This window comes from Niabella terrae (assembly GCF_054783135.1).
Genome location: NZ_BAAGRD010000004.1, coordinates 40,203 through 62,688 on the forward strand (window position 1 = coordinate 40,203; position 22,486 = coordinate 62,688).

Annotated in this window: 12 protein-coding genes; all 12 read left to right on the forward strand. The window is 49.3% G+C overall.

All coding sequences use genetic code 11. From position 1 onward, the window contains the following. Positions 1-79 precede the first annotated feature (79 nt). The gene (locus ACYVI9_RS05620) at positions 80-2,044 is read left to right on the forward strand and encodes a RagB/SusD family nutrient uptake outer membrane protein (RefSeq protein ID WP_460761799.1); all 1,965 of its coding nucleotides are present in this window, start codon (positions 80-82) and stop codon (positions 2,042-2,044) included. A 26-nt stretch (positions 2,045-2,070) separates the two neighbouring features. Then, positions 2,071-3,267 carry a DUF5000 domain-containing lipoprotein gene (locus ACYVI9_RS05625; RefSeq protein ID WP_460761801.1) on the forward strand — a complete coding sequence of 399 codons (1,197 nt, stop codon included), beginning with the start codon at positions 2,071-2,073 and terminating at the stop codon, positions 3,265-3,267. A gap of 102 nt (positions 3,268-3,369) precedes the next feature. Further along, positions 3,370-4,611, forward strand: a complete 1,242-nt coding sequence (locus ACYVI9_RS05630; RefSeq protein WP_460761803.1) for a DUF4998 domain-containing protein — start codon at positions 3,370-3,372, stop codon at positions 4,609-4,611. A gap of 167 nt (positions 4,612-4,778) precedes the next feature. Next, positions 4,779-6,737 (forward strand): glycoside hydrolase family 97 protein, encoded by a 1,959-nt coding sequence (locus tag ACYVI9_RS05635; RefSeq protein WP_460761806.1) that lies wholly within the window; start codon positions 4,779-4,781, stop codon positions 6,735-6,737. After that, positions 6,734-7,792, forward strand: coding sequence for a glycoside hydrolase family 43 protein (locus tag ACYVI9_RS05640; protein WP_460761808.1), 1,059 nt, complete (start codon positions 6,734-6,736; stop codon positions 7,790-7,792). The genes ACYVI9_RS05635 and ACYVI9_RS05640 overlap by 4 nt, the downstream gene beginning before the upstream one ends. Before the next feature lie 50 nt (positions 7,793-7,842). Then, positions 7,843-10,038 (forward strand): family 43 glycosylhydrolase, encoded by a 2,196-nt coding sequence (locus tag ACYVI9_RS05645; RefSeq protein WP_460761811.1) that lies wholly within the window; start codon positions 7,843-7,845, stop codon positions 10,036-10,038. 73 nt (positions 10,039-10,111) lie between these two features. Further along, positions 10,112-12,595: an alpha-L-arabinofuranosidase C-terminal domain-containing protein gene (locus ACYVI9_RS05650; protein ID WP_460761813.1), complete on the forward strand. Its 2,484-nt coding sequence runs from the start codon at positions 10,112-10,114 to the stop codon at positions 12,593-12,595. 157 nt (positions 12,596-12,752) lie between these two features. Then, positions 12,753-14,066 (forward strand): BNR repeat-containing protein, encoded by a 1,314-nt coding sequence (locus ACYVI9_RS05655; RefSeq protein WP_460761815.1) that lies wholly within the window; start codon positions 12,753-12,755, stop codon positions 14,064-14,066. Between the two features lie 213 nt (positions 14,067-14,279). Next, a complete protein-coding gene (locus tag ACYVI9_RS05660) occupies positions 14,280-17,312 on the forward strand; it encodes a SusC/RagA family TonB-linked outer membrane protein (RefSeq protein WP_460761818.1) in 3,033 nt (1,010 codons plus the stop codon). Between the two features lie 94 nt (positions 17,313-17,406). After that, on the forward strand, positions 17,407-19,107 hold the full coding sequence (locus ACYVI9_RS05665; RefSeq protein WP_460761820.1) for a RagB/SusD family nutrient uptake outer membrane protein: 1,701 nt from the start codon (positions 17,407-17,409) through the stop codon (positions 19,105-19,107). 142 nt (positions 19,108-19,249) lie between these two features. Next, positions 19,250-20,395 (forward strand): glycoside hydrolase family 88/105 protein, encoded by a 1,146-nt coding sequence (locus ACYVI9_RS05670; protein ID WP_460761823.1) that lies wholly within the window; start codon positions 19,250-19,252, stop codon positions 20,393-20,395. A 6-nt stretch (positions 20,396-20,401) separates the two neighbouring features. Next, positions 20,402-22,483: a DUF2264 domain-containing protein gene (locus ACYVI9_RS05675; RefSeq protein ID WP_460761826.1), complete on the forward strand. Its 2,082-nt coding sequence runs from the start codon at positions 20,402-20,404 to the stop codon at positions 22,481-22,483. Positions 22,484-22,486 lie beyond the last annotated feature (3 nt).

Sequence of the window (22,486 nt, forward strand, 5' to 3'; positions counted from 1 at the left end):
TGAATTTAGAAAATTATATCTGGAGCAAAAGTCAGGCAGTCCCTCAGGCTGCTATTAAAAACATTTAAAACAGAGAGTCATGAAATTTTTAAAAACATATAGGAACGCCAGATATCTGTTGCTGCTGACAGGTGTTGGCATTCTGCTCACGCTTAGTTATTCCTGCAAGAAATTTCTGGATATTGTGCCGGATAATGTGGCGACCATTGAAAGTGCTTTTAAGTTGCGTAAGGAAGCGGAAAAGTACCTGTTTACCCTGTATTCCTATCTGCCGGAAAGTGGCGATGGATGGTTCAATCCTTCTTTGACCACAGCGGACGAAATCTGGTATCCCCAGAGCGACCAGGCAACCTGGCATGCGGCGTTTCGGATCGCGCAGGGGCAGCAGAATAAAAGTGCCCCTTATTTTGATGAGTGGGCAGGTGAACGAAAAGGTGGGACGGGGGATACCCGCCGGGTGCCACTTAAAATCTGGAGGGGGATCAATCAATGCAACATTTTTATCGAAAATGTAAGTGACCTGAATAAAGTGCGTGATATTGACCGGTATGAAAGGCAGCGCTGGATTGGAGAAGCCGAGTTTCTAAAAGCCTATTATCATTATTATATGCTGCGTATGTATGGCCCGATTCCCATTATGGATAAGTCGGTAGATGTCGACGCGGAGAATATATTTACCAGGAGGCAGCCGGTGGATGATTGCGTCAATTATATTGCGACCCTGCTGGACAGTGCGGTCTATAAGTTACCGATGACCATCCAGGACGAGAACAACGAACTGGGGCGTATTACCCAACCCATCGCGTTATCAATAAAAGCTAAATTGCTGGTGATGGCGGCCAGTCCGCTGTTTAACGGTAATCCCGATTTTGCTTCCTTTGTGGATAAGGAAGGGCTTCATCTGTTCAATGCAACTTATGATCCTGCCAAATGGGAGCGGGCCAGAGATGCGGTCAAAGAGGCCATTGATATGGTCGAAAGTAATGGTGGCGCACTCTATACTTATAAGAATGATACCTATAACCTGAGCGACACCCTGAAGACCCAGATGAGTATCCGCAATGCGTTTACGACCTGGTGGAATCCTGAGATTGTCTGGGGGCATTCCAACAGCTATTTTATTAATGAAGCTTTATGTGTGCCGCCACTGGAACGGGGATCTAATTTTGATCGGTTCAGCCTGCAGGGCGTATGGGCACCTCCGATGAAGATTGTAAAAATGTTTTATACCAGTAACGGCGTGCCTATTGAAGAAGATAGGACCCTGAATTTTACGAATTACAGTCAACTGCGGACGGCGACCGCTGCAGATAAGTATTACATTGAACCTAATTTTGCAACCGCCCGGCTCCACTATGACCGGGAACCCCGTTTCTATGCGGATATTGGTTTTGACGGTGGTATCTGGTATATGAAAGACAGTCCCAGCGGTAGTGACGAGAACACTTATTTTCTGAAAGCCAAGAACGTGGAAAATGCAGGATACGGGCATTTTCAGAATTATAGTGAAACCGGTTATTTTGTCAAGAAACTGGCGAACTGGGAAAGCACGACCCGGGGACAGACCAATCCAACCTGGAAAGGTTATCCCTGGCCAATGATCCGGCTGGCGGACCTTTACCTGCTGTATGCGGAAACCCTCAATGAAGTGCAGCCGGGATCTGTTGAGGCAATTGCTTATGTGGATAAAATCAGAACCCGGGCCGGCCTGAAAGGCGTGGTTGAGTCCTGGTCATCTTATTCCAGTAACCCTACTAAATATACCACTCAGGCGGGACTCAGAGAAATTATTCAAAGAGAAAGGTCCATCGAAATGGTTTTTGAAGGCGAAAGGCTCTGGGATCTGAAGCGTTGGAAATTAGCTGCTGAAGAGCTCAACCAGGACATTAAGGGCTGGAATATTTTCGGCAAGACAGCTGAATCATTTTATCAGGAGCGATTTGTTTTCAGTCAGACATTTATTACCCCCCGGGATTATTTCTGGCCGATCGGCGACTATGATACCAGAAGAAATCCGCAGTTGGTGGAAAATCCAGGATGGTAAATTATTCAACAGACAACACTATGCACATGAAGAAAATATGTAATTTAATTTTGTTTACCGCGCTATTGAGCCTGGGTGCCTGTAAAGAGGACCTGGGTTGGCGGGAACCCATCGGCGAGGACCAGTCCTTACCATTGCCGGTTTCAGATCCTGTTGTAACAAATCTGAATGGCAAGGCGCAGATCAGTTACACCCTGCCCAAGGATCCCAATCTGCTGTACGTGGCGGCCCGTTATATTATGAGCAATGGCCAGCAGGCGGAGGTTAAATCGGCCTACTATTCCAATCAACTCGAAGTAGACGGCTTTTCTGATACGGATGAATATGCCGTTCAGTTGTATACCGTCAGCCGGGCAGGACTGGAATCCAGTCCCGTCACAGTTAAAGTGCAGCCCCTGGAAGCGCCGATCTGGCAGGTACTTCGAACCGTAAAAATGGTCAATGCTTTCGGAGGTTACAACCTTACGGCGGAGAATCCCACCAAGTCGGATGTAGCGATCCTGATCCTGAGGAAGAATGAGTTTAATGAATGGGCTATTGACAATAACAAGAGTATCTACACCAACCTGGATTCGGTATTGTCAAAAATCCGCGCACTGGATACCTCCGAGCATGTGTTCCCTGTGGTCGTCCGTGATCGATGGGGTAATACGACTGATACGGTTTTCAATAAGGTTACACCGATGTATGAAGCGGAATTTTCCAAGTCCCTTTTCCGCGCCTTTGTGCTGCCGGGGGATGCACCGCAGGTAACCAATGGCGCCCGGCTGGAATATGCCTGGGACAATCGTTTAGGATGGCCTTACACCAGCTTTACCTTACAGACTACGGGCGGTACCGGTCCTCACACGATCAGTTTCGATATCGGTGTTACCGCCAAACTCAGCCGGGTCTGGATCCGTCCTTACCCGGAAGGCAGTCGTTATTATTTCCTGACCACGATGAAACGATTTGAAATCTGGGGCTCGGCCAATCCTAGTTTAACGGGGGCATTCGATGACAGCTGGACATTGCTGGGTTCCTATGTCGTGGAAAAACCTTCGGGACTGGCTTATGGAACGGACAATACGCTGGATCAGGAAGCCGCAGCGGCAGGTTTTAACTGGGATATCGACCTGAACGCACCACCGGTGCGGTACCTCAGGATCCGTTGCCTGGAGAATTTTGCAGGTGGTACCGCGCAAAGTATCAATGAACTCAGTGTGTTTGGCGACAACCGGTAATCGCCGGCTTTCGTAAAATTTAAAAAGAAGCCAGTATTTGTCTGTCAGCAGACAGTAGGTAAACAGGGAGCTTCTGAATACTAAACAAAAAAATAAGAACGCATGAAAAGTATGCAATCACTCATAACCATAGTGCTGGTAAGCATGCTCGCATATTCCTGTTCCAAATGGGACGATTTCAAGAAGTATGTCAGTGACGGCGAAATCCTGTATACGGGGAAGATGGATTCCGTGAAAGTTTATTCCGGGAAAGAACGGGTTATGCTGACCGGACTATTGAAATCAGATCCCAAGCTGGATAAGATTGTTGTTTCCTGGGACAATGGTGCCGATTCTGTCATCTTTGACTATGTTAAGCAAAATCCGGGGATCGACAGTTTTTCCAGGATATTTCCGGTAGGCGAGGGGGTGAAAAGTTTCAGGATCATTACGTACGATGCTGCCGGTAATAAATCGGTGGATGTGAATGCCGTGGGCGTTTCCTATGGTGCGAATTTCAGAAAGCGGATGTCCGACCGGCCCATCGTCTCTGTAAGCTATTCCACCGCCGGAACCACCATCAACTGGGATCAGATGGATCTGGGTGCCGGCCCGCAGTATACTGAAATTAAGTATAACGACGGGGAACAGGACCGTACCATAATAACGCCGATTAACGATGGTGTGACCGTTATAGAAGGCGTCAGCGTGCCGCCGCCTATTGAGTATCGGACTGTTTTCCTGCCCGATGAAACAGCTATTGACACTTTTGCAACGGCGTTTACCCCCCATAATGTCATTGCAGATGTTACCCAATTTTATTTGTCCAATTACGGGCCTGACTTCCAGGGCACCCTGGGTGGAGACAACCGCTTTGGTAATCTGGGTGCGCCTTGGATCACCAATGCCGGTGCACGCAATAAAGGAGGCGGCAGTTATGGGGGGTATCAACATGCCGCCTGGCAGCCTGCGGGTGTGATTACCTGGGAAACCTGGGGTGATACGCCGGTTACGGATGGCAAAGTCTATCAGGTAAGTGCCAAACCCCTGCCTGCAGGCAATTATACGGTATCTTTTAATTATTATTCTGAGATCCAACAGAATTCCAGTGTCTACTGTATCGCTGCTGCCGGCGATGCAGGTATTCCTTCACTCGACGATATTTCGAATTCACTGGGATATATGGCCCTATTTAATGGCAGCAATATAGGTGCTACTTCACCGAATATTAACGAGACCAGAAGTTTCAGCTTCACCCTCGACAGTCCGCAGTATATATCACTTGGATTTTTGGGCAATATTGTTGGCAGCGGTAATCCGGGAAGTTATTTTGAAGTGAAGTACATACAGCTGATACAGAATTAATGTTGGCGGACAGGGCCGGTTACCAGGAACGGAAGGACTGTTTCCTTAATTCCGAGGTGTCCAACCGGCCCTCCTTTTAGGCGCCGACCTTAATGGTCCAATCCGGAAAATAGGTCAGCGGCATTTCATTGAAAGGCGTTACATTTCAGGGTCAAAAGCATGACGGAATGAAATTTATTATCGGAATATTCTTATTACAGATTGCCATTTCGGGAACAGCCCAGCAACGTCGGTATTCGGGGCCTGATGGAAAACTGGAGCTCCGGCTGGAAGTGCAGTCGGGAAGGCCTTTATATTCCGCCCGCTATGAAGGGAAGCTGATGATCGATAAAGCACCATTGGGACTAAAAACCACGATGGGCGACTTTTCTGAGCAACTGACATTGGTTAAAGACAGTAGCCGCCAAATCGATACCCATTATACTCTGGAGCATTCGAAACAGGCGGAAGTGCATTATCAGGCGCTGGAACTGAAACTTACCTTTTTGAATGCTGAGAAGCAGCAGTTTGATATCCTGTTTCGGATCGGTAATCATGACCTGGCTTATTGTTATCAGATACCCCGGCAAAGTGGCCGCACTTCGCTGGCCGTCACCGAAGAAGTTTCCGGCTTCAGGTTTCCTTCGGCGACAACGACTTTTCTCACACCGCAAAGCGATGCCATGATAGGCTGGAAAAGGACCAAACCCAGCTATGAAGAGCCTTATCAGGCAGACCAGCCCATGGACCAACCATCGAAATATGGTAAAGGCTATACCTTTCCTGCCTTGTTCCGCATTGGTACCGATGGCTGGGTATTGGTCAGTGAAACGGGTGTGGACAGCCGGTATTGTGGTTCCCGTCTGAGTGAATACCAGTCAGATGGTTTGTACAGGATCGCTTTTCCGATGGCTGCGGAAAATGACGGAAACGGAACAGTCGCACCGGCATTCGCGTTGCCGGGTCGGACACCCTGGCGCACGCTTACCATCAGCAATAGTTTAGGTCCCATTGTAGAAACCACGGTGGCCTGGGACCTGGTGGAACCCCTGTATAAATCCAGGTATACCTATGCCGGCGGCAAAGGTGTCTGGAGCTGGATACTCTGGCAGGATGGAAGCATCAACTATGAAGATCAATTGCGCTATATCGATCTGGCCGTGGCCATGGGTTATGATTATATCCTGATCGATAACTGGTGGGATACCCGGATCGGCAAAGAAAGAATGTCCTCGCTTATACAGGAGGCGCAACGAAAAGGGGTGGATGTTTTTCTATGGTACAGCTCCAGTGGTTACTGGAATGATATAGAACAGGGGCCGGTGAACCGGATGGATAATCCGATTATACGCAAAAAGGAAATGCGTTGGTTACAGTCCATGGGGGTGAAAGGAATCAAGGTCGATTTTTTCGGTGGTGACAAACAGGAAACCATCCGACTTTACGAGGCGATACTCAGCGACGCAGATGATCATGGCCTGATGGTAGTTTTTCACGGCGCCACCCTGCCACGGGGATGGGAAAGAATGTATCCCAATTTTATGGGTTCTGAGGCAGTGCTGGCTTCGGAAAATATGGTTTTTACACAGGAAGCCTGTGACCGGGAAGCATTTAATGCCTGCCTGCATCCCTTTATCCGCAATACGGCAGGCAGTATGGAATTCGGTGGAAGTTTTCTGAACAAGCGACTCAATAAAGGCAATAATGGCGGATCGATAAGAAGAACCACCGATGTTTTTGAACTGGCTACCGCCGTATTGTTTCAAAATCCGGTACAGTTTTTTGCGCTGGCCCCCAATAACCTGGCTGATGCACCTGCCGACTGTCTGAATTTTATGCGGCAGGTTCCTGTCAGCTGGGAGGAAACGAAATTTATTTCCGGTTATCCCGGACGCTATGTGGTGCTGGCCAGACGTCATGGCCAACAATGGTACCTGGCTGGAATTAATGCAACAACGGCGCCCATCCCGCTTGCCCTGGACCTGGCGTTCTTGCAGGGACAGGAACTATTGCAGATGACAGATCATCCGCAGCTGTCAGTAAAACGATTGCCTGCTGCGAATAGAAATAAATTACAGGTAATCCTGCAGCCACAGGGAGGATTTTTAATCTATCCAGATTCTTCCGAAAATAATCCCCAGAAATGAAATTGCGTACACAAATCACCGTATTGTTGATGGTACTCGGCTGCACTTGCGGCTGGTCCCAGAAAAAACTGCCTTCGGAGAAGGATATGTCGGCTTATTTGCTGGTCTATTTTAAAGATGATACCCATGGGTTGCATTTTGCCCTGAGTCCCGATGGCTATTCGTTTACCGCACTGAATGAGGGAGCGCCGGTGATCAGCGGCGATACCATTGCGGAACAGAAAGGCATCCGGGATCCTTATATCATGCGGGGACCTGATGGCTGGTTCTACATGGCGATGACGGATCTGCATATTTTTGCACAGAAGGCAGGATACCGCAGTACGGAATGGCAGCGGGATGGCAAATCGTTCGGCTGGGGTAATAACCGGGCCCTGGTGCTCATGAAATCGCAGGATCTGCTGCACTGGTCCCACCAGGTGCTGCGCATCGACACCCTTTTCGAAGGCTGGGAACAGATCGGTGCCGCCTGGGCACCGGAACTGATCTATGATACCGCCAGACAAAGGATCATGATTTACTTTTCACTCCGTTTCGGCAATGGCCTGACCCGCCTGGTGTATGCGTATGCGAACAAAGATTTTACGGGTTTGGAGACCGAACCCCGGCTGCTGTTTAATTATCCAAAGCTGAACAAAAGCTATATTGACGGGGATATCAGTTTTGTCAATGGAAAGTACCGGCTGTTTTATGTGGCACATGACGGAACACCTGGTATCAAGCAGGCTGTTTCTGACCAGCTATCGGAAGGTTTTCAATACCAGGAGGGTTGGGTCGATCCGGAACCAAGGTCTTGTGAAGCACCCAACCTGTGGAAGCGGATTGGTGAGGACAAATGGGTATTGATGTATGATATTTACGGAATCAACCCCCATAATTTTGGATTTAGTGAAACGACCGATTTTGTACATTTTACCGATATCGGCCATTTTAACGAGGGCCGGATGCGTGCCCGTAATTTTTCGTCACCCAAACATGGATCTGTGATCCACCTTACCGCGCCGGAAGCCCGGCAATTGGCGGACTTCTGGGGATTGAAAATGGATTTCAGATAAAGGCTAATTTTGAGCGGTAACTTATAATAATGCGGGTTATTAAAAAAGACATGGTGAAAAGATTAAAAAGCAGGTACCTGAAGAACCGGAATGGTATCAGAAGAATGAGCGCACTGATCCTGATGATTGCAATGCCCTTACTCGGGTTGATGGCACAAAAAGTAAAAAAGCCTTATACAGCCTATCTGTTCGCCTATTTTACCGGAAATGCCAAGGTCGATGAGTCGATCCATTTTGCCCTCAGTATGGACGGTTTTCATTATGTCGCTTTAAATGGCAATCAACCGGTCATTGCTTCAGATAAGATAAGTAAAAGTGGCGGGGTAAGGGATCCGCATATTCTCAGAGCAGCTGATGGAAAGACTTTTTATATGGTCGTGACCGATATGGTCTCTGGCAAGGGCTGGGATTCCAACAGGGGTATGGTGCTGTTAAAATCGGAAGATCTCTTAAATTGGACTTCTACGGCCATCAATATCCCTGAAACTTTCAAGGCATTTGAAAAGGTAAACCGGGTTTGGGCACCGCAAACCATTTATGATGCCCGCAAAAAGCAATACATGATCTATTGGTCCATGCGGGCCGGTACGGATCCGGATGTCATTTATTATGCTTATGCCAATAAGGATTTTACAGGATTTGAAACTGAACCCCGTCAATTGTTTTTCAGTCCTACACAAAGCGCCTGCATTGATGGAGAAATCATTTTTAAGGACGGTCTCTACCATTTATTCTTTAAGACCGAAGGCAGTGGGAAAGGTATTAAAGTAGCGGTCTCTGATCAGTTGACGGAAGGCTATAAGCTGCGTCCCGACTATGTACAACAGACCCGGGACCCGGTGGAAGGTGCGGGGGTCTTCCCTCTGAATGACGGCAGCGGTTATATTTTAATGTATGATGTGTACACCAAAGGAAAATATCAGTTTACCAAGTCTGCTGATCTGACGCATTTTAAGGTAGTCGATGATGAAATCTCTATGGACTTTCATCCCCGTCATGGAACGGTTATGCCCATAACGACCAGCGAAGCCCAAAGGCTGATAAAGCATTGGATGCAGCCCCGGTCTCTACTGATGAATCCAGGTGCTGCTGCTATCAGGAAGCAGAATCTGGCTGCGCCTGCAACACAGGAGCGTATTGAGATTCCCGTACTTCCCGGTACCGACCTGAAGCATTTTAATCCGGGCTATCCGCAGTGGCCCGGCGTAAAAATACGTCCTTCGGGTGCCCGGGATTTTTCCAGGGGATCGGTCCGGTATAAAGTCAGTATCAAAGGCAGGTCTCCGCAGACCTTTTCCCTGCAGGTACTGGACAATCACAATCCGGTGCTGAACGGTTTTTATGCCGATCCTGAAATATTGTATGCCCGAAAAACCAATAAGTTTTATCTCTATCCCACCAGTGATGGTTACCGGCAGTGGAGCGGCAATTATTTTAAAGTTTTTTCTTCTGATGATCTGGTCAACTGGAAAGATGAAGGTCGGATGTTGGACCTGCCTACCCAGGTCAGCTGGGCCAATCGTAATGCCTGGGCGCCCTGCATTATCGAAAAGCAGGTAAACGGCGTCTACCAGTATTATTATTATTTCACCGCAGCGCAGAAAATAGGCGTAGCGGTTGCTGATCATCCCACCGGACCCTTTAAGGACAGCGGGCGGCCCCTGATAGCGGAGAAGCCAGCCGGAATTCGGAATGGTCAGGAAATCGATCCCGATGTATTTACCGATCCCCGTACCGGAAAGTCCTACCTCTATTGGGGCAATGGCTATCTGGCCGGTGCAGAACTCAATTCCGATATGATTTCGATAAAGCCGGAAACCATTACCCAGATGAAGCCGGACGGCAGTTTCCGGGAAGGCACTTATGTATTTTACCGGGAGGGTATTTATTATTTTATGTGGAGTGAGAATGATACCCGTAGTCCCGATTACCGTGTGCGATATGGAACAGCTACCAGCCCGCTGGGGAAAATTACCGTCCCCGCAAATAATATTGTCATTCAAAAAGATACCAGCAATGGAATCTACGGCACGGGTCATAATTCAGTCCTGCAATTGCCAGGCAGTGAACAATGGTACCTGATTTATCACCGGTTCAATTATCCAAATGGGATCAATATGGGTGAGCAGGCCGGATACAACCGGGAGACCTGCATTGATCCTTTATATTTTAATGCGGATGGCAGCATTCGGCCGGTACGACCTACGCACAAAGGAATTGAGCCGGTACTTTTACCCCGGCAATAAGCGGGTGGACCCGCCGGCGGACTAGCCGGGAAGCGCATTGAAGGACAATTGTATCGGAAAAATAAAATTTCAAATGAAAGGATTTTGTATTAGCTGTTGTTTATTACTATTGTCGGCCTGGATCGAAGTGCAGGCAGCCGACCCCGACTCGGTCTATCTGTTTGCCTATGCGACCACAAAGGACCAGGGTCGGAGCGGGCTTTGTTTTGCCTGGAGCCAGGACCGGGTACATTGGCAGTCGATAGGTCGTCAGCGGGGATTTCTTCATTCAGATTACGGGCGATGGGGTAGTGAAAAGAGAATGATCAATCCGGTACTCTTTCCTTCAGATAAGGGAGGCTGGAGCTGTGTCTGGGACTTGAACCCCGGACAACTTGCTGTAGCGCTTGCCCAAAGTAAGGATCTTATTTCATGGGCGCCGCAATCCTATTACACCGCGGCTGACGCGCCTTCCCACCTGCCCTGGAAGGAGGTTCAATCCTGGCGCAGCAAACGCAGCGAGTTGCAAATTGACGGCCTCATACAAACCGGAACCATTCATGTCGTGGACTATCAGCTTGTCCAGGCACTCCGGGATAAACTGGCCGCAGCGGATTATTACCATTCGCTCTGGCAGGAAACTACCCAACAGGATCCGGTCAGGTTTGAAGGGCTGAAGCGGGTGCAAATGGCACTTCATCCCGAATCCGGCGCAGCCAAAAAAATCAGCAATATGATGGTCGGCGCTTTTTTTGAAGATATCAATTATGCCGCAGACGGCGGACTCTACGGCGAACTGGTACAGAACCGGGATTTTGAGTATGATCCTGCCGACAGACAGGGGCGCGACAGTTCCTGGGGTGCCATGAAAGCCTGGCACCTGAAAGGACAGGGTGAGCAGCTGCAAATTGATACCCAACAGGCCATCCACCCAAATAATAAACATTATGCGGTGCTGGAAACCACCGATCAGCAAATAACACTGGCGAATGAAGGTTTTGACGGGATCCCTTTAAAGGCCGGCCAGCAATATGATTTTTCAATTTTTGCCCGGTCCCTGGCGGGTGGGGTCAGGCAACTACGCATCTGCCTGGTAGACAGGGAAGGAAAACTGGTCGCCGCTGCTAACGTCAGGGGCATCAGCCCAAACTGGAAAAAGCTGGAAGTGGCCCTGAAGGTCAGCCGGACGGTAGATTCCGCCAGCCTCGAAATCCGGCCGGAGGGCAGGGGACGGGTGGCCCTGGATATGATCTCCCTGTTTCCTGCACAGACCTTCAAGAACCGGAAGAATGGTTTAAGAGCCGATCTGGCCAAAGTGATTGCGGATATGAAACCAAAGTTTATACGATTCCCCGGCGGCTGTGTGGCGCACGGGGACGGACTCGAAAATATATATCATTGGAAAAATACAGTCGGTCCCCTGGAAGCCAGAAAGCCCCAACGCAATTTATGGGGCTATCACCAGACGGCCGGCCTGGGTTATTTTGAATATTTTCAGTTTTGTGAAGACATTGGCGCGCGCCCCCTGCCTGTCGTGGCCGCCGGTGTGCCCTGTCAGAATTCTGGCCAACATGGCCATCCCCTCGGGGGACAGCAGGGTGGCATACCCATGGAAGACATGGACAGCTATATTCAGGATATTCTGGACCTGATCGAGTGGGCCAATGGACCTGCAGATAGTAAATGGGGGCGGGTCCGGGCCGCTGCGGGGCATCCCCGGCCTTTTCATTTAGAATACATCGGCATCGGAAACGAAGACCTGATTTCTGATGTATTTAAAGAAAGATTTGCCATGATTTATCAGGCCGTCAAAAAGCATCATCCGGAGATTACGGTGATCGGTACGGTAGGGCCATTTTTCGAAGGATCGGATTATCAGGCGGGATGGCAGTTTGCCGACGCGCTCCGGCTGCCCATGGTAGACGAACATTATTATGTCGCTCCGGGCTGGTTTATTTATAACCAGGATTACTATGATAAATACGACCGGAATAAATCAGCAGTCTACCTGGGCGAATATGCTGCTCATTTACCCGGTAGACCGAATAATCTGGAAACCGCGCTGGCCGAAGCGATACATCTTACGGCGCTTGAGCGCAATGCCGATATCGTAAAAATGTCTTCTTACGCACCTTTGCTGGCCAAACAGGGGCATACCCAGTGGAACCCGGATATGATATATTTCAATAACACTTCCATATCCCCCCGACCAGGTTATTATGTTCAGCAATTGTTCAGCATCCATAGCGGTGATATCTATATTCCGGCAACCGCAGAATTTTCTGAAAAAAACGAAAAAATTACCAAGCGGATTGCCTGGTCTGTTGTTCGGGACAGCAGCAGCCATACGCTGACGGTGAAACTCGTCAATTTACTGCCGGTGCCGGTCGATTTGCAACTGAAAGACAGCTGGTGGGAAAACAATGCAGCGGAAACTGTTACAAGAACCGTACTGAAGGGCGCACCGAGGGATCAGCAGCTCCAGCCCCTGACGGATACCCTGCCCCTCAGTGCGCTGGGTGATACCCAGTTGCCGCCCTATTCACTTACGGTTTTAAGCCTGCAGGAGGCGCAGTAAAGTCTCCCGTACTATATTTGTGGTTGGGTTAAAATTCGGGAGTGGGTTTTGTTGCCTGCCGCAGGCGTGTGAATAATATTCAGCAACCACTGCAGGGACATTAAGGCCCGCCAATTTTTCAGTTGATCATAAGTTCGTAAACTTCAATGCACTTTAAATGAAAGGGGTCTCATGGAAAGGATGGGTATTGCTGCTGCTGCTATTGCCACTGGTGGGTTCCGCCCAACAGTTATCACCGGTAGGAACCGGCTGGGCCGCGAATTCTGTGAATACCGTAGTGTTCCGGAAAAATGCCCTGACCAGTAGAAGTGGTTACCAATTTACCGCTTATTATGACAGCACAGGTGCGGTGGTCCTGGCCAAGCGGTTGCTGACCGACCGCGATTGGAAAGTGCTTAAGACCCGGTTCAAAGGACAGGTAAGCGATGCACATCGTTCCATCAGCCTTGCCGTAGATGGTGATGGTTATCTACACGTGAGCTGGGATCATCATGATTCAAAACTGAATTACGCCCGCAGTCTCAGGCCCCTGTCGCTCGAGATGGGAGCACCCGAATCGATGACAGGTAAGAATGAGCAGCGAGTGACTTATCCCGAATTTTACAATCTTCCGGACGGTGGCTTACTGTTTTTATACCGGGACGGCGCTTCCGGCAATGGCTCCCTCATCATCAATCGCTATGATAAGCGTGTCCGTACCTGGAGTCAGATACAACAAAACCTGATTGACGGAGAGGGACAGCGTAATGCCTACTGGCAGGCTGTTGTGGACCGGAAGGGGAGGATTCATATTTCCTGGGTATGGCGCGAATCCCCGGACGTGGCTTCTAATCATGATCTTTGTTATGCGCGATCCCGTGACGGGGGCAGGACCTGGGAAAAATCAACCGGCGCCCGGTACCGATTGCCCATAACTGCTGCAAACGCCGAGTATGCCTGTCGCATATCCCAGGGTGCCGAGCTGATCAATCAGACATCGATGACTACCACCGAAGCAGGTCTTCCCCTGATTGCCACTTACTGGCGCCAGCAGGGCGATTCCGTACCCCAGTATCACCTGGTCTTTAATGCCGGCAGGGGCTGGCAATCACAGACACTGGGTTTCAGAAAGACCGCATTCAGTCTCAGCGGAGGCGGCACCAAAAGAATTCCGATTTCCCGTCCCCAGGTGATCACCTGGCAACATCGGGGTAAGACGGCCGCAGGCCTGATTTTTCGGGACGAGGAAAGACAAAATTATATTTCAATGGCGGTAAACCGAAATCTGGAGCAGAACCAGTGGCAGTTGACCGACCTGTTGGCATCAGATTGCGGTTCCTATGAGCCGCTTTATGACAGTCAGCTTTGGGAAAAATCACGGAAACTACAACTCTTTGTGCAACGTACCGATCAGGCCGATCAGGAAGGAACTTCCAATATGCCACCCCAACCGGTAATGGTACTGGAATGTCCCGATTCCATCTACCGGTAGCGAGCAAAAAGATAAATAATTGATATTTAGTTTATTGTACTTAGTTTGTGTTGCCCGCTTGCCGAATTTCTCCCTAAAAAATACTAATTTCTCCCTCTTTTTATACCAATTTATAACCCGTTTCGGCTGGGGGCGCTGCTAATTTCACGCTATCAACGGAGGCTTTGCCTGCGTGCTTTTTTTACTTCATTTAATTTATTAAAGCGATTGTTTATGCGTGAAAAATCAAAATCATGGCTGCCGGCTTTCTGGCGGAAAGGTTGTTTGCTGGGCTTGCTGCTACCCCTTTGTATGGTGGTTTGGGCACAGGGTCCGATTACCGGAACGGTACGGAATTCCGAGGGTGCGGGTATTGAAGGTATTTCTGTAACGGTAATTCCCGGCGGTGTCGGAACCACTACGGACGTTCAGGGGCGTTATTCGATAACGGCGAGTAAAGGCGCCCGTCTTCAGTTCTCCGGAGTCGGCTATGCGACCCAGGAATATCTTGTCGGTGATGCGGACCTGGCGGATATCGTATTGGAACCTTCGGCACCCACGAATCTGGATGAAGTGGTGGTTGTAGGTTATGGTAGTAGAAAAAGAGCGGACCTGACGGGCGCCGTCGCCTCCGTCCCCAAGGAAAGACTTTCGAAGCTGCCGGTGAATAATGTATTACAGGCGATTCAGGGGGCTGTGGCCAATGTCACCGTTTCACAGGCTTCGTCCATCCCGGGAGATGCGCCTTCAACCCAGGTCAGGGGACGTAATTCCATCAATGCATCATCAGAGCCCTATGTAGTTGTCGACGGTATTCCTTTATCCCGTACCGACGGGTCTATCAATGACATTAATCCCAATGATATTGAATCGGTAGAAATACTGAAAGATCCCTCTGCCGTTGCGATTTATGGTGTAAACGGCTCCAACGGCGTACTGCTGATTACTACAAAACGGGGCGCCAACGGCAAACCCCAGATCCGCTACAGCGGTTATACCGGTCGGGAGGAAGCGGCCCATATTCTGGAACCGGCCAGTCCGGAGCAGATGTTGGAGCGTTATGCGGAATACGCGAGGATAACCAAAACCAGCCTCTACAATGGCGGACCTGTCCGGAATCAGTTTGAATCAGATAATTATCAGAATGGGATTACTACGGACTGGCTGGACGCCGTCATGCAGAAAGGCCGGATACAGAATCATAATATCAGTGTCTCCGGAGGTAGTGCAACGGCTAAGTATTATATTTCCGGAGATTACCTGGATCAGAAAGGGATATTGCTGGGTTATAATTACAAACGCTACTCCTTCCGTATTAATACGGATGTGAAAGCGACCAAATATATTACCGTGGGGACTTCGGCCTTTATCGTAGGCCATAACCGCGACGGGGGACGGGCCAGTCTGTTGCAGGCTGCAGCCATGACGCCCTGGGCGGAAATGTATAACGAAGACGGCAGTCTGACACAGTATCCGATGTATTCAGAGCAATTATGGGCCAATCCTTTATTGCCGACGACACTGGATCCGCAACGCCGGCAGTTCAACCTGTCGTTGAATGGTTATGGGGAAGTTGATTTTGGTAATATCCTGAAGCCCCTTCAGGGTTTGAAATACCGTTTTAATGCAGGCTTTTCCTATGTACCGACACGTACCAATGAATATGAGGGTGCATCGGTATACAATCAAAATGGCTGGGGACAGATTTCCAACAGTGAATCCCAGACAAAAACTTTCGAGAATATCCTGACTTATACCAGGGATATAGGACTTCATCACCTGGATTTTACCGGCCTCTATGCCTCCAAACAGAAATACTGGCAGCAGGCTGTAGCGACGGGACAGATTTTCCCCAATGATGATTTGGAATGGGGCAATCTGGAGTCTGCCGCCACGCAGACGGTGTCTTCACAGGCCGACCTGTACCGGTCTATTTCCCAGATGGGCCGATTGAACTATGGTTACGACAGCCGCTACCTGTTTACATTTACGGTCCGTCGTGATGGTGCATCTGTCTTTGGCAAGAACAATAAATACGGTACATTTCCTTCGGCGGCCTTCGCCTGGAACCTCCATAATGAAGCTTTTATGGAAGCCTACCGACCCACGTTGTCCAACCTGAAACTGCGGCTCTCTTATGGTATTTCCGGAAATGAAGCCATCGGTATATATCAGACCCTTGCACTGATGAATTCCAGTTCACTGGCCATGGGGGGACAATCCCTAACGGCCCTTAAGGTACAAACCCGAATGGGGAATGATGACCTGAAATGGGAACGGACTTCAGGATTGAACGCTGGTATCGATTTTGGACTTTGGGACAACCGGATTAGCGGTTCCGTAGACTTTTATAAGACCAATACTTTCGATATGCTGCTTTTACAAAGGATACCACGCATCACCGGTTATGCGGATGTCTGGACCAATATCGGGGAAGTAGCCAATACAGGAATCGAGTTCACTTTAAATTCCCGCAATATCCGGACGACCAATTTTAGCTGGAATACGATGGCTGTATTTGCTAGTAATAAAAATAAGATCGTTGATGTCTATGGTAACGGAAAGGATGATATTGGCAACCGTTGGTTTATAGGTCATCCCGTTGGTGTGATTTATGATTATACCAAAGTGGGAATCTGGCAGGAAGCTGAAATTGAATCCGGCGCCAATCAGGGATGGGATGATGTGGCCTTGGCAGGTGACCTCAAACTGGCCGATATCAGCGGTCCCGAGGGAGTGCCCGATGGAAATGTGGATGATAATGACCGCTCGATCTTGGGACAAACCGCACCGAAATGGACAGCGGGTCTTACCAACAGTTTTACCTACAAAGATTTTTCACTAAGCATTTTTGTCAATACGGTTCAGGGAGCATTGAGAAATAATCCGCAGATTGGCGGTGCTTCCGATGAAATGGGCCGCCGTAGTACGCCTGCTGCACTCGGCTTCTGGTCACCAGAGAATCAAAGCAATGAATGGCGGTCCCTGGGCAATCATTCCAATTCCCATGGTTACGGTTTTCCTTCCAACGCCAGTTTTACCCGCCTGAAGGACATTACACTGAGCTATAACCTACCCAAAGCCCTTACCGAAAAAATTGGTATCAATGGCCTGCTGATTTATGCCAGTGGAAGAAACCTTTATACCTGGACGAACTGGTTCGGATGGGATCCGGAAGCACGTGATATTACCCGCGGTTCCAACAACGATAATTTAAATTACCCGATGGTACGTAGTTATATAGTAGGACTGAACCTGACTTTGTAACAGCGACCTGACTGAACATCTATGACAGCTTTTTACAGTTCTGTTGATGTGAAGGTTGTTACCGAATAAGTAAAGAACCATAAAAAATCGACAAATGAAATATTCAATATATAAAATTATGATTGTGATACTTGCTTTGACAGCAAGTATTTCCTGTGGCAAAAATTTCCTGGATGAAGATCCTTATTCCAGTTACCGTACCGGAGCTACTGACCCGCAAACCATCGAAGCGCAGGTAATCGGCCTGCATCGGATTTTTGCCGAACTCTGGGGTTGGAGCGGCCGGCAGGGTTTTACTTCCTGCTGGCAGATTGGTATGGATATTACCAGCGCCGGTGCTACTGAAGGAGTGGAAAACCCGTTTTTTCAATATGCCAATCTCAATTCGGAGAATGGCGGGGTGAGTTATCTATGGGAGAAATGTTACGATTTTATCAATCACGCCAATGTTATCATTGCAGCAGTGGCAGAAACCAATAACGGTGCAGCAGCGGAAGCCCGGTTCTTTCGTGCCTATGCTTATAATACCCTGGTAAATTTATGGGGACCGGTGCCGTTGCTCAAAGAACCAGTGGCCAGTCCTGCGTTTAACTATACCCGCCAGCCGGTAGCCGAGATCAACCAACTGATAGAAGAAGATCTGGAATATGCTATTGCCAACCTGCCGGATATGGGTCAGGCTGCGAATGAAAGTCGTATCAACAAGGACATCGCCCGGCAGCTGGCTGCTGAAGTCTACCTGCGCATGGGGATGCAGGACGACAGTTATTTCAGCAAAGCGGAACAGATGGCCAGCGCCATCATCAGCAATACCAGTTATCAGTTGATCTCGGCTCGTTATGGCAAATTCCTGGGTGAAAGCGGAGACTTCTACCGCGATATGTTCCGGTATGGCAATCAACGGCGTTCTGAAGGCAATACGGAAGCCATATGGACTTTTGAACTCGAATACAACAGAGATGTCAACGGAGGTACCATCGACAATCCCCAGCAACGTCGGGTATGGCAACCTGCCTATCATAAATGGGATGGTATGGTCAATGCAGATTCACTGGGTGGGCGGGGTAACGGCCGGCTCCGTCTGAGTAATTTTATGAAGTATACGGTATGGGCAGGCCTGGACGGCGATATCCGTAACAGCAATTTTAATATCCGGCGTACGACCAATTATAACCGGCCCGGTTTCAGTGCAACGATCGGTATTACAGCCGCAGGCTATCGGGTCGCCAGCAACGATGCTTCGGCCGTGACTACAAAAACGGTTAAAACAGGCGACCCTGTTGTTCCTTTTGCTACCGATAGCCTGGAAGTATGGTATCCTTACCCCACCAAGTGGGGGGGCTATGATCCTGCGGATGATTTTGGTTATGCACTGGTCAAGGACTGGCCCGTAATGCGTTTAGGCGAAACCTACCTCCTTCGTGCGGAAGCACGCCTGCGTCAGAATAACGCTGCAGGTGCCGCCAGTGATATCAATATACTGAGAGACCGCGCATTCAAGCTGGCCAGAGCCAACAGTGGTAATGCCAACCTGGGTAAGGTAACTGTATCAGATATGACGGTTAATTTCATTCTCGATGAACGTGCACGTGAGCTCATCAGTGAAGAGAATCGCCGGATGACATTGGTAAGAACCGGTACTTTAAAATCCCGGATCGCTTTGAACGGGGATGCCGGCCCATCGGATAAAATCACCAACGGCTTCAATGACTATAATGTACTATTGCCGATACCTTTGAATGAAATACAGTTGAATAAGGATGCCATCCTGGATCAGAATGACGGATATAATTAACAGGCTGCCATTATCGTTTTGAGAAGCAGCCCGGGTCAGAGCGGGTTGTTTTCGGCACAGCAATTATTCAATAGCGGGTGGGCATCGCATGTTCAGAACCCTGTTGGTTCATGTATCCCACCCGTATAAAATACCATAATCTATGTTCGTAAAATGGTGGCCGCTGGCCTGGTTGTTATTTTGGAGTTGTGGAGCAGCCAAGCCCGCTGTTACGCCTCCGGCAGCCGGAGAGGTCCTGGCACTGATTCATAAGGTAAATAAATATTGGCAACAGACGCATCCGGAGCCTGGTAACGCATTCTGGGATGAGGCCGCCTATCAAACCGCAAATATCGCGGCTTTTCGGGTTACCGGCGATACAGCTTATCGAAACTATGCATTGCGATGGGCGGAGCACAATCAATGGCGCGGTGCGGGCTCGGACGACAAAAAACGATGGATGTATCACTATGGGGAAACCCCGGAGCATGTATTGTTTGGTGACTGGCAGGTATGCTTTCAGACCTACCTGGATTTATATATGATGGATTCCGTCAAACAACCCTATAAGATCGCAAGGGCGCGGGAAGTCATGGAGTATGAAATGGCGACACCCCGCTCAGATTACTGGTGGTGGGCAGATGGATTGTATATGGTGATGCCGGTGATGACCCGGCTTTACCACGCAACAGGCAATCAGCAGTATCTGGACAAGTTGTATGAGTATTTTGCATATGCCACCCAACTGATGTATGATTCCACCGAGGCTTTGTATTACCGGGACGCCAAATATATCTATCCCCAGCACCAGACGGAGCGGGGCCGGAAAGATTTCTGGAGTCGGGGGAACGGATGGGCATTGGCAGCACTGGCCAGCACACTCAACGGACTGCCGGACAATGATGTCCATCGTCCGGATTACCTGCGTATCTTCCAGAAAATGGCAGCCAGTATCCGAAAGCTACAGGAGGCGGAAGGTTACTGGACCCGCAGCATGATGGATGCGGCGCAGGCGCCCGGCTTCGAAACCAGTGGTACGGCCTTTTTTACCTATGGGTTGATATGGGGAATCCGGCACGGATATCTGGATTCCCTCGCGTACGGTCCGGTAGTGATGAAAGCCTGGAACTATCTGACCACTACGGCGGTTCAGAAAAATGGTGTCATTGGTTATGTACAACCGATCGGGGAGCGTGCCATACCCGGACAGGTCGTTGACCGAAATTCAACTGCCAATTTCGGTGTGGGTGCTTTTTTACTGGCGGCCACGGAAATGTATACCTGGTCGATGGAAACTTCACGAAATTAAATGGATATGAGCGATACAGAACATTTCAGCTCCTGGGGCACCTGCTTTGACATCTGTCGGTTGAAGTTGCTGCTTACAGGATGGCTGGTATACTTTTTTGGATTGCTGCCAGTGGGGGCGCAGCAGCCTGCTTCAGCCAGTTTTACTAAACCATCGGATGCCGATCGCTTTGAGGTGAAAGATCCGGATTTCCTGCGCAGTCCCTACACCGGTATGACCCGAAAACACTGGCATCAGGCAGCGCTTTATTTATTAAGTGGCGCTTTTAGCTATATTAAAAATTGGGATGATCCGATGCGGTTTCCTCAACAGCCCGGTAAAAGCTATCCCCGATCAAAGGACCAGATGCCAACGGAGAAACTGGAAGGCCTCTGCCGGACGCTATTTATTGCGGCACCGCTGCTGAAGGAAAATCCTGATTTACGGTTCGGCCAAATAGGTGTCGCTGACTATTATCGCCATCAGATTTTGAAATTACTGGATCCTCAAAGTGATACCTATATACCGAAACAGCTACCGGGTGGCGGACCCAGTCAGATTCTGGTGGAACTGGGGGCGCTGTCGGTATCGCTTTTTTATATTCCTGAACTGCTTTTTGATCCATTGACGCCCGAGCAGAAAGACCGGCTGGCCGCAACCATGCTGAGTTATGGCGATGGCAAAACCGTGCCATCCAACTGGAAGTTTTTCAACATATTTATACTGAGTTTTTTTAAAAGCAGGGGATATACCGTCAATGAGCCCTTGTTGAAGGACTATCTTGAGAAGTCGCTGGCGCATTACCGTGGTGATGGCTGGTACAATGACAATCCTGCTTATGACTATTATAGTATGTGGGCGTTTCAGATGTACGGACCCTTATGGGCGCACTATTTCGGGGACCGGTTTTATCCGGAAATAGCAGCCCGTTTCCGGCAACATTTTGAAGCGTTGAAACCCACTTATCCTTATATGTTCGGCCGCGACGGGAAAATGATTATTTGGGGCCGGAGCATGTCCTACCGGATCGCTGCAGCGGTACCTTTTGCTTTGATGGGTCTGCGGCCGGATGCACAATTGAATTATGGATGGATGCGTCGCATCGCTTCGGGTGTGTTGCAGCAGTTTCTGACACATCCCGGATTTATGCAGGACCGGGTGCCCACCCTGGGCATTTACGGCCCCTTTGAACCGGCAGTGCAACCCTATAGTTGTCGGGGGAGTGTCTACTGGATGGGCAAAGTGTTTTTCGCGTTACTGTTACCACCTGACAATCCTTTCTGGACCGCTACCGAGAACAATGGCGACTGGGATCAGCCGATGAAAAAGGATACCGTCTACCATCATTTTGCCGATACCGCCGGTATCCTGATCACAGATTACCCCAATAGCGGTGCTGCTGAAATACGGAGCTGGTGTAAAGTGAAACTCGCAGATGCCTGGGAGAAATTTCGGGCCAGTGAAAATTATAACCGGCTGTCTTATAATTCTGCCTTTCCCTGGCAGGCCGATAGTGTAGCAGGCGTTGCTGCCATGAATTATTTGGTGCGTAACAGCCGGCAGCAATGGGAATGTTTGCGGTTGTACGATTTTAAAAAGTTTGAAAAGGGCGTTTATTATCGATCGGCAGTATTGGAGTCCGACAGCAGTATCCGTTTTCAACTGGCTGATATTCCAATAGCCAATGGAATCTTAAGGGTGGACCAGATCAGCAGCAATAGCAAGGCGCCGGTCCGACTGGGTCACTATGGCCTGCCACAACTGGGACAGCCCCTGCGCCGGTACGCACGTACGGTTAAAGGCCATCAGGTTCGTATCCTAGACAATGGAATTTTTCAGCTGGCTTTCGTGAACCTTCGGGGTTGGGACCAGCTGCATTCTGCTGTAACAACCCATGTACATCCAGCGTCGGATACCAGTGAGGTATTGTATGCCTCGGGCCAATTGCGCCCGGCAACTTCCAGGCTTTTTATCAGTTTGTTGTTGTGGAAGAAATCGGGAACGCCTTTTACGGAGCAGGAGTTATTGCCTGTCAAAGAGGTGCTTCAGAATCAGCAGGGCCTGCAAATTGACCTGGGCCGAAACGGCCGGTATAATATTTTTAATTAGCTT

Coding starts and splice junctions, on each gene's coding strand:
- ACYVI9_RS05630 (WP_460761803.1), top strand. CDS start 3,370: ATGAAAAGTATGCAATCACTCATAACCATAGTGCTGGTAAGCATGCTC.
- ACYVI9_RS05660 (WP_460761818.1), top strand. CDS start 14,280: ATGCGTGAAAAATCAAAATCATGGCTGCCGGCTTTCTGGCGGAAAGGT.
- ACYVI9_RS05650 (WP_460761813.1), top strand. CDS start 10,112: ATGAAAGGATTTTGTATTAGCTGTTGTTTATTACTATTGTCGGCCTGG.
- ACYVI9_RS05675 (WP_460761826.1), top strand. CDS start 20,402: ATGAGCGATACAGAACATTTCAGCTCCTGGGGCACCTGCTTTGACATC.
- ACYVI9_RS05655 (WP_460761815.1), top strand. CDS start 12,753: ATGAAAGGGGTCTCATGGAAAGGATGGGTATTGCTGCTGCTGCTATTG.
- ACYVI9_RS05665 (WP_460761820.1), top strand. CDS start 17,407: ATGAAATATTCAATATATAAAATTATGATTGTGATACTTGCTTTGACA.
- ACYVI9_RS05640 (WP_460761808.1), top strand. CDS start 6,734: ATGAAATTGCGTACACAAATCACCGTATTGTTGATGGTACTCGGCTGC.
- ACYVI9_RS05625 (WP_460761801.1), top strand. CDS start 2,071: ATGAAGAAAATATGTAATTTAATTTTGTTTACCGCGCTATTGAGCCTG.
- ACYVI9_RS05670 (WP_460761823.1), top strand. CDS start 19,250: ATGTTCGTAAAATGGTGGCCGCTGGCCTGGTTGTTATTTTGGAGTTGT.
- ACYVI9_RS05635 (WP_460761806.1), top strand. CDS start 4,779: ATGAAATTTATTATCGGAATATTCTTATTACAGATTGCCATTTCGGGA.
- ACYVI9_RS05645 (WP_460761811.1), top strand. CDS start 7,843: ATGGTGAAAAGATTAAAAAGCAGGTACCTGAAGAACCGGAATGGTATC.
- ACYVI9_RS05620 (WP_460761799.1), top strand. CDS start 80: ATGAAATTTTTAAAAACATATAGGAACGCCAGATATCTGTTGCTGCTG.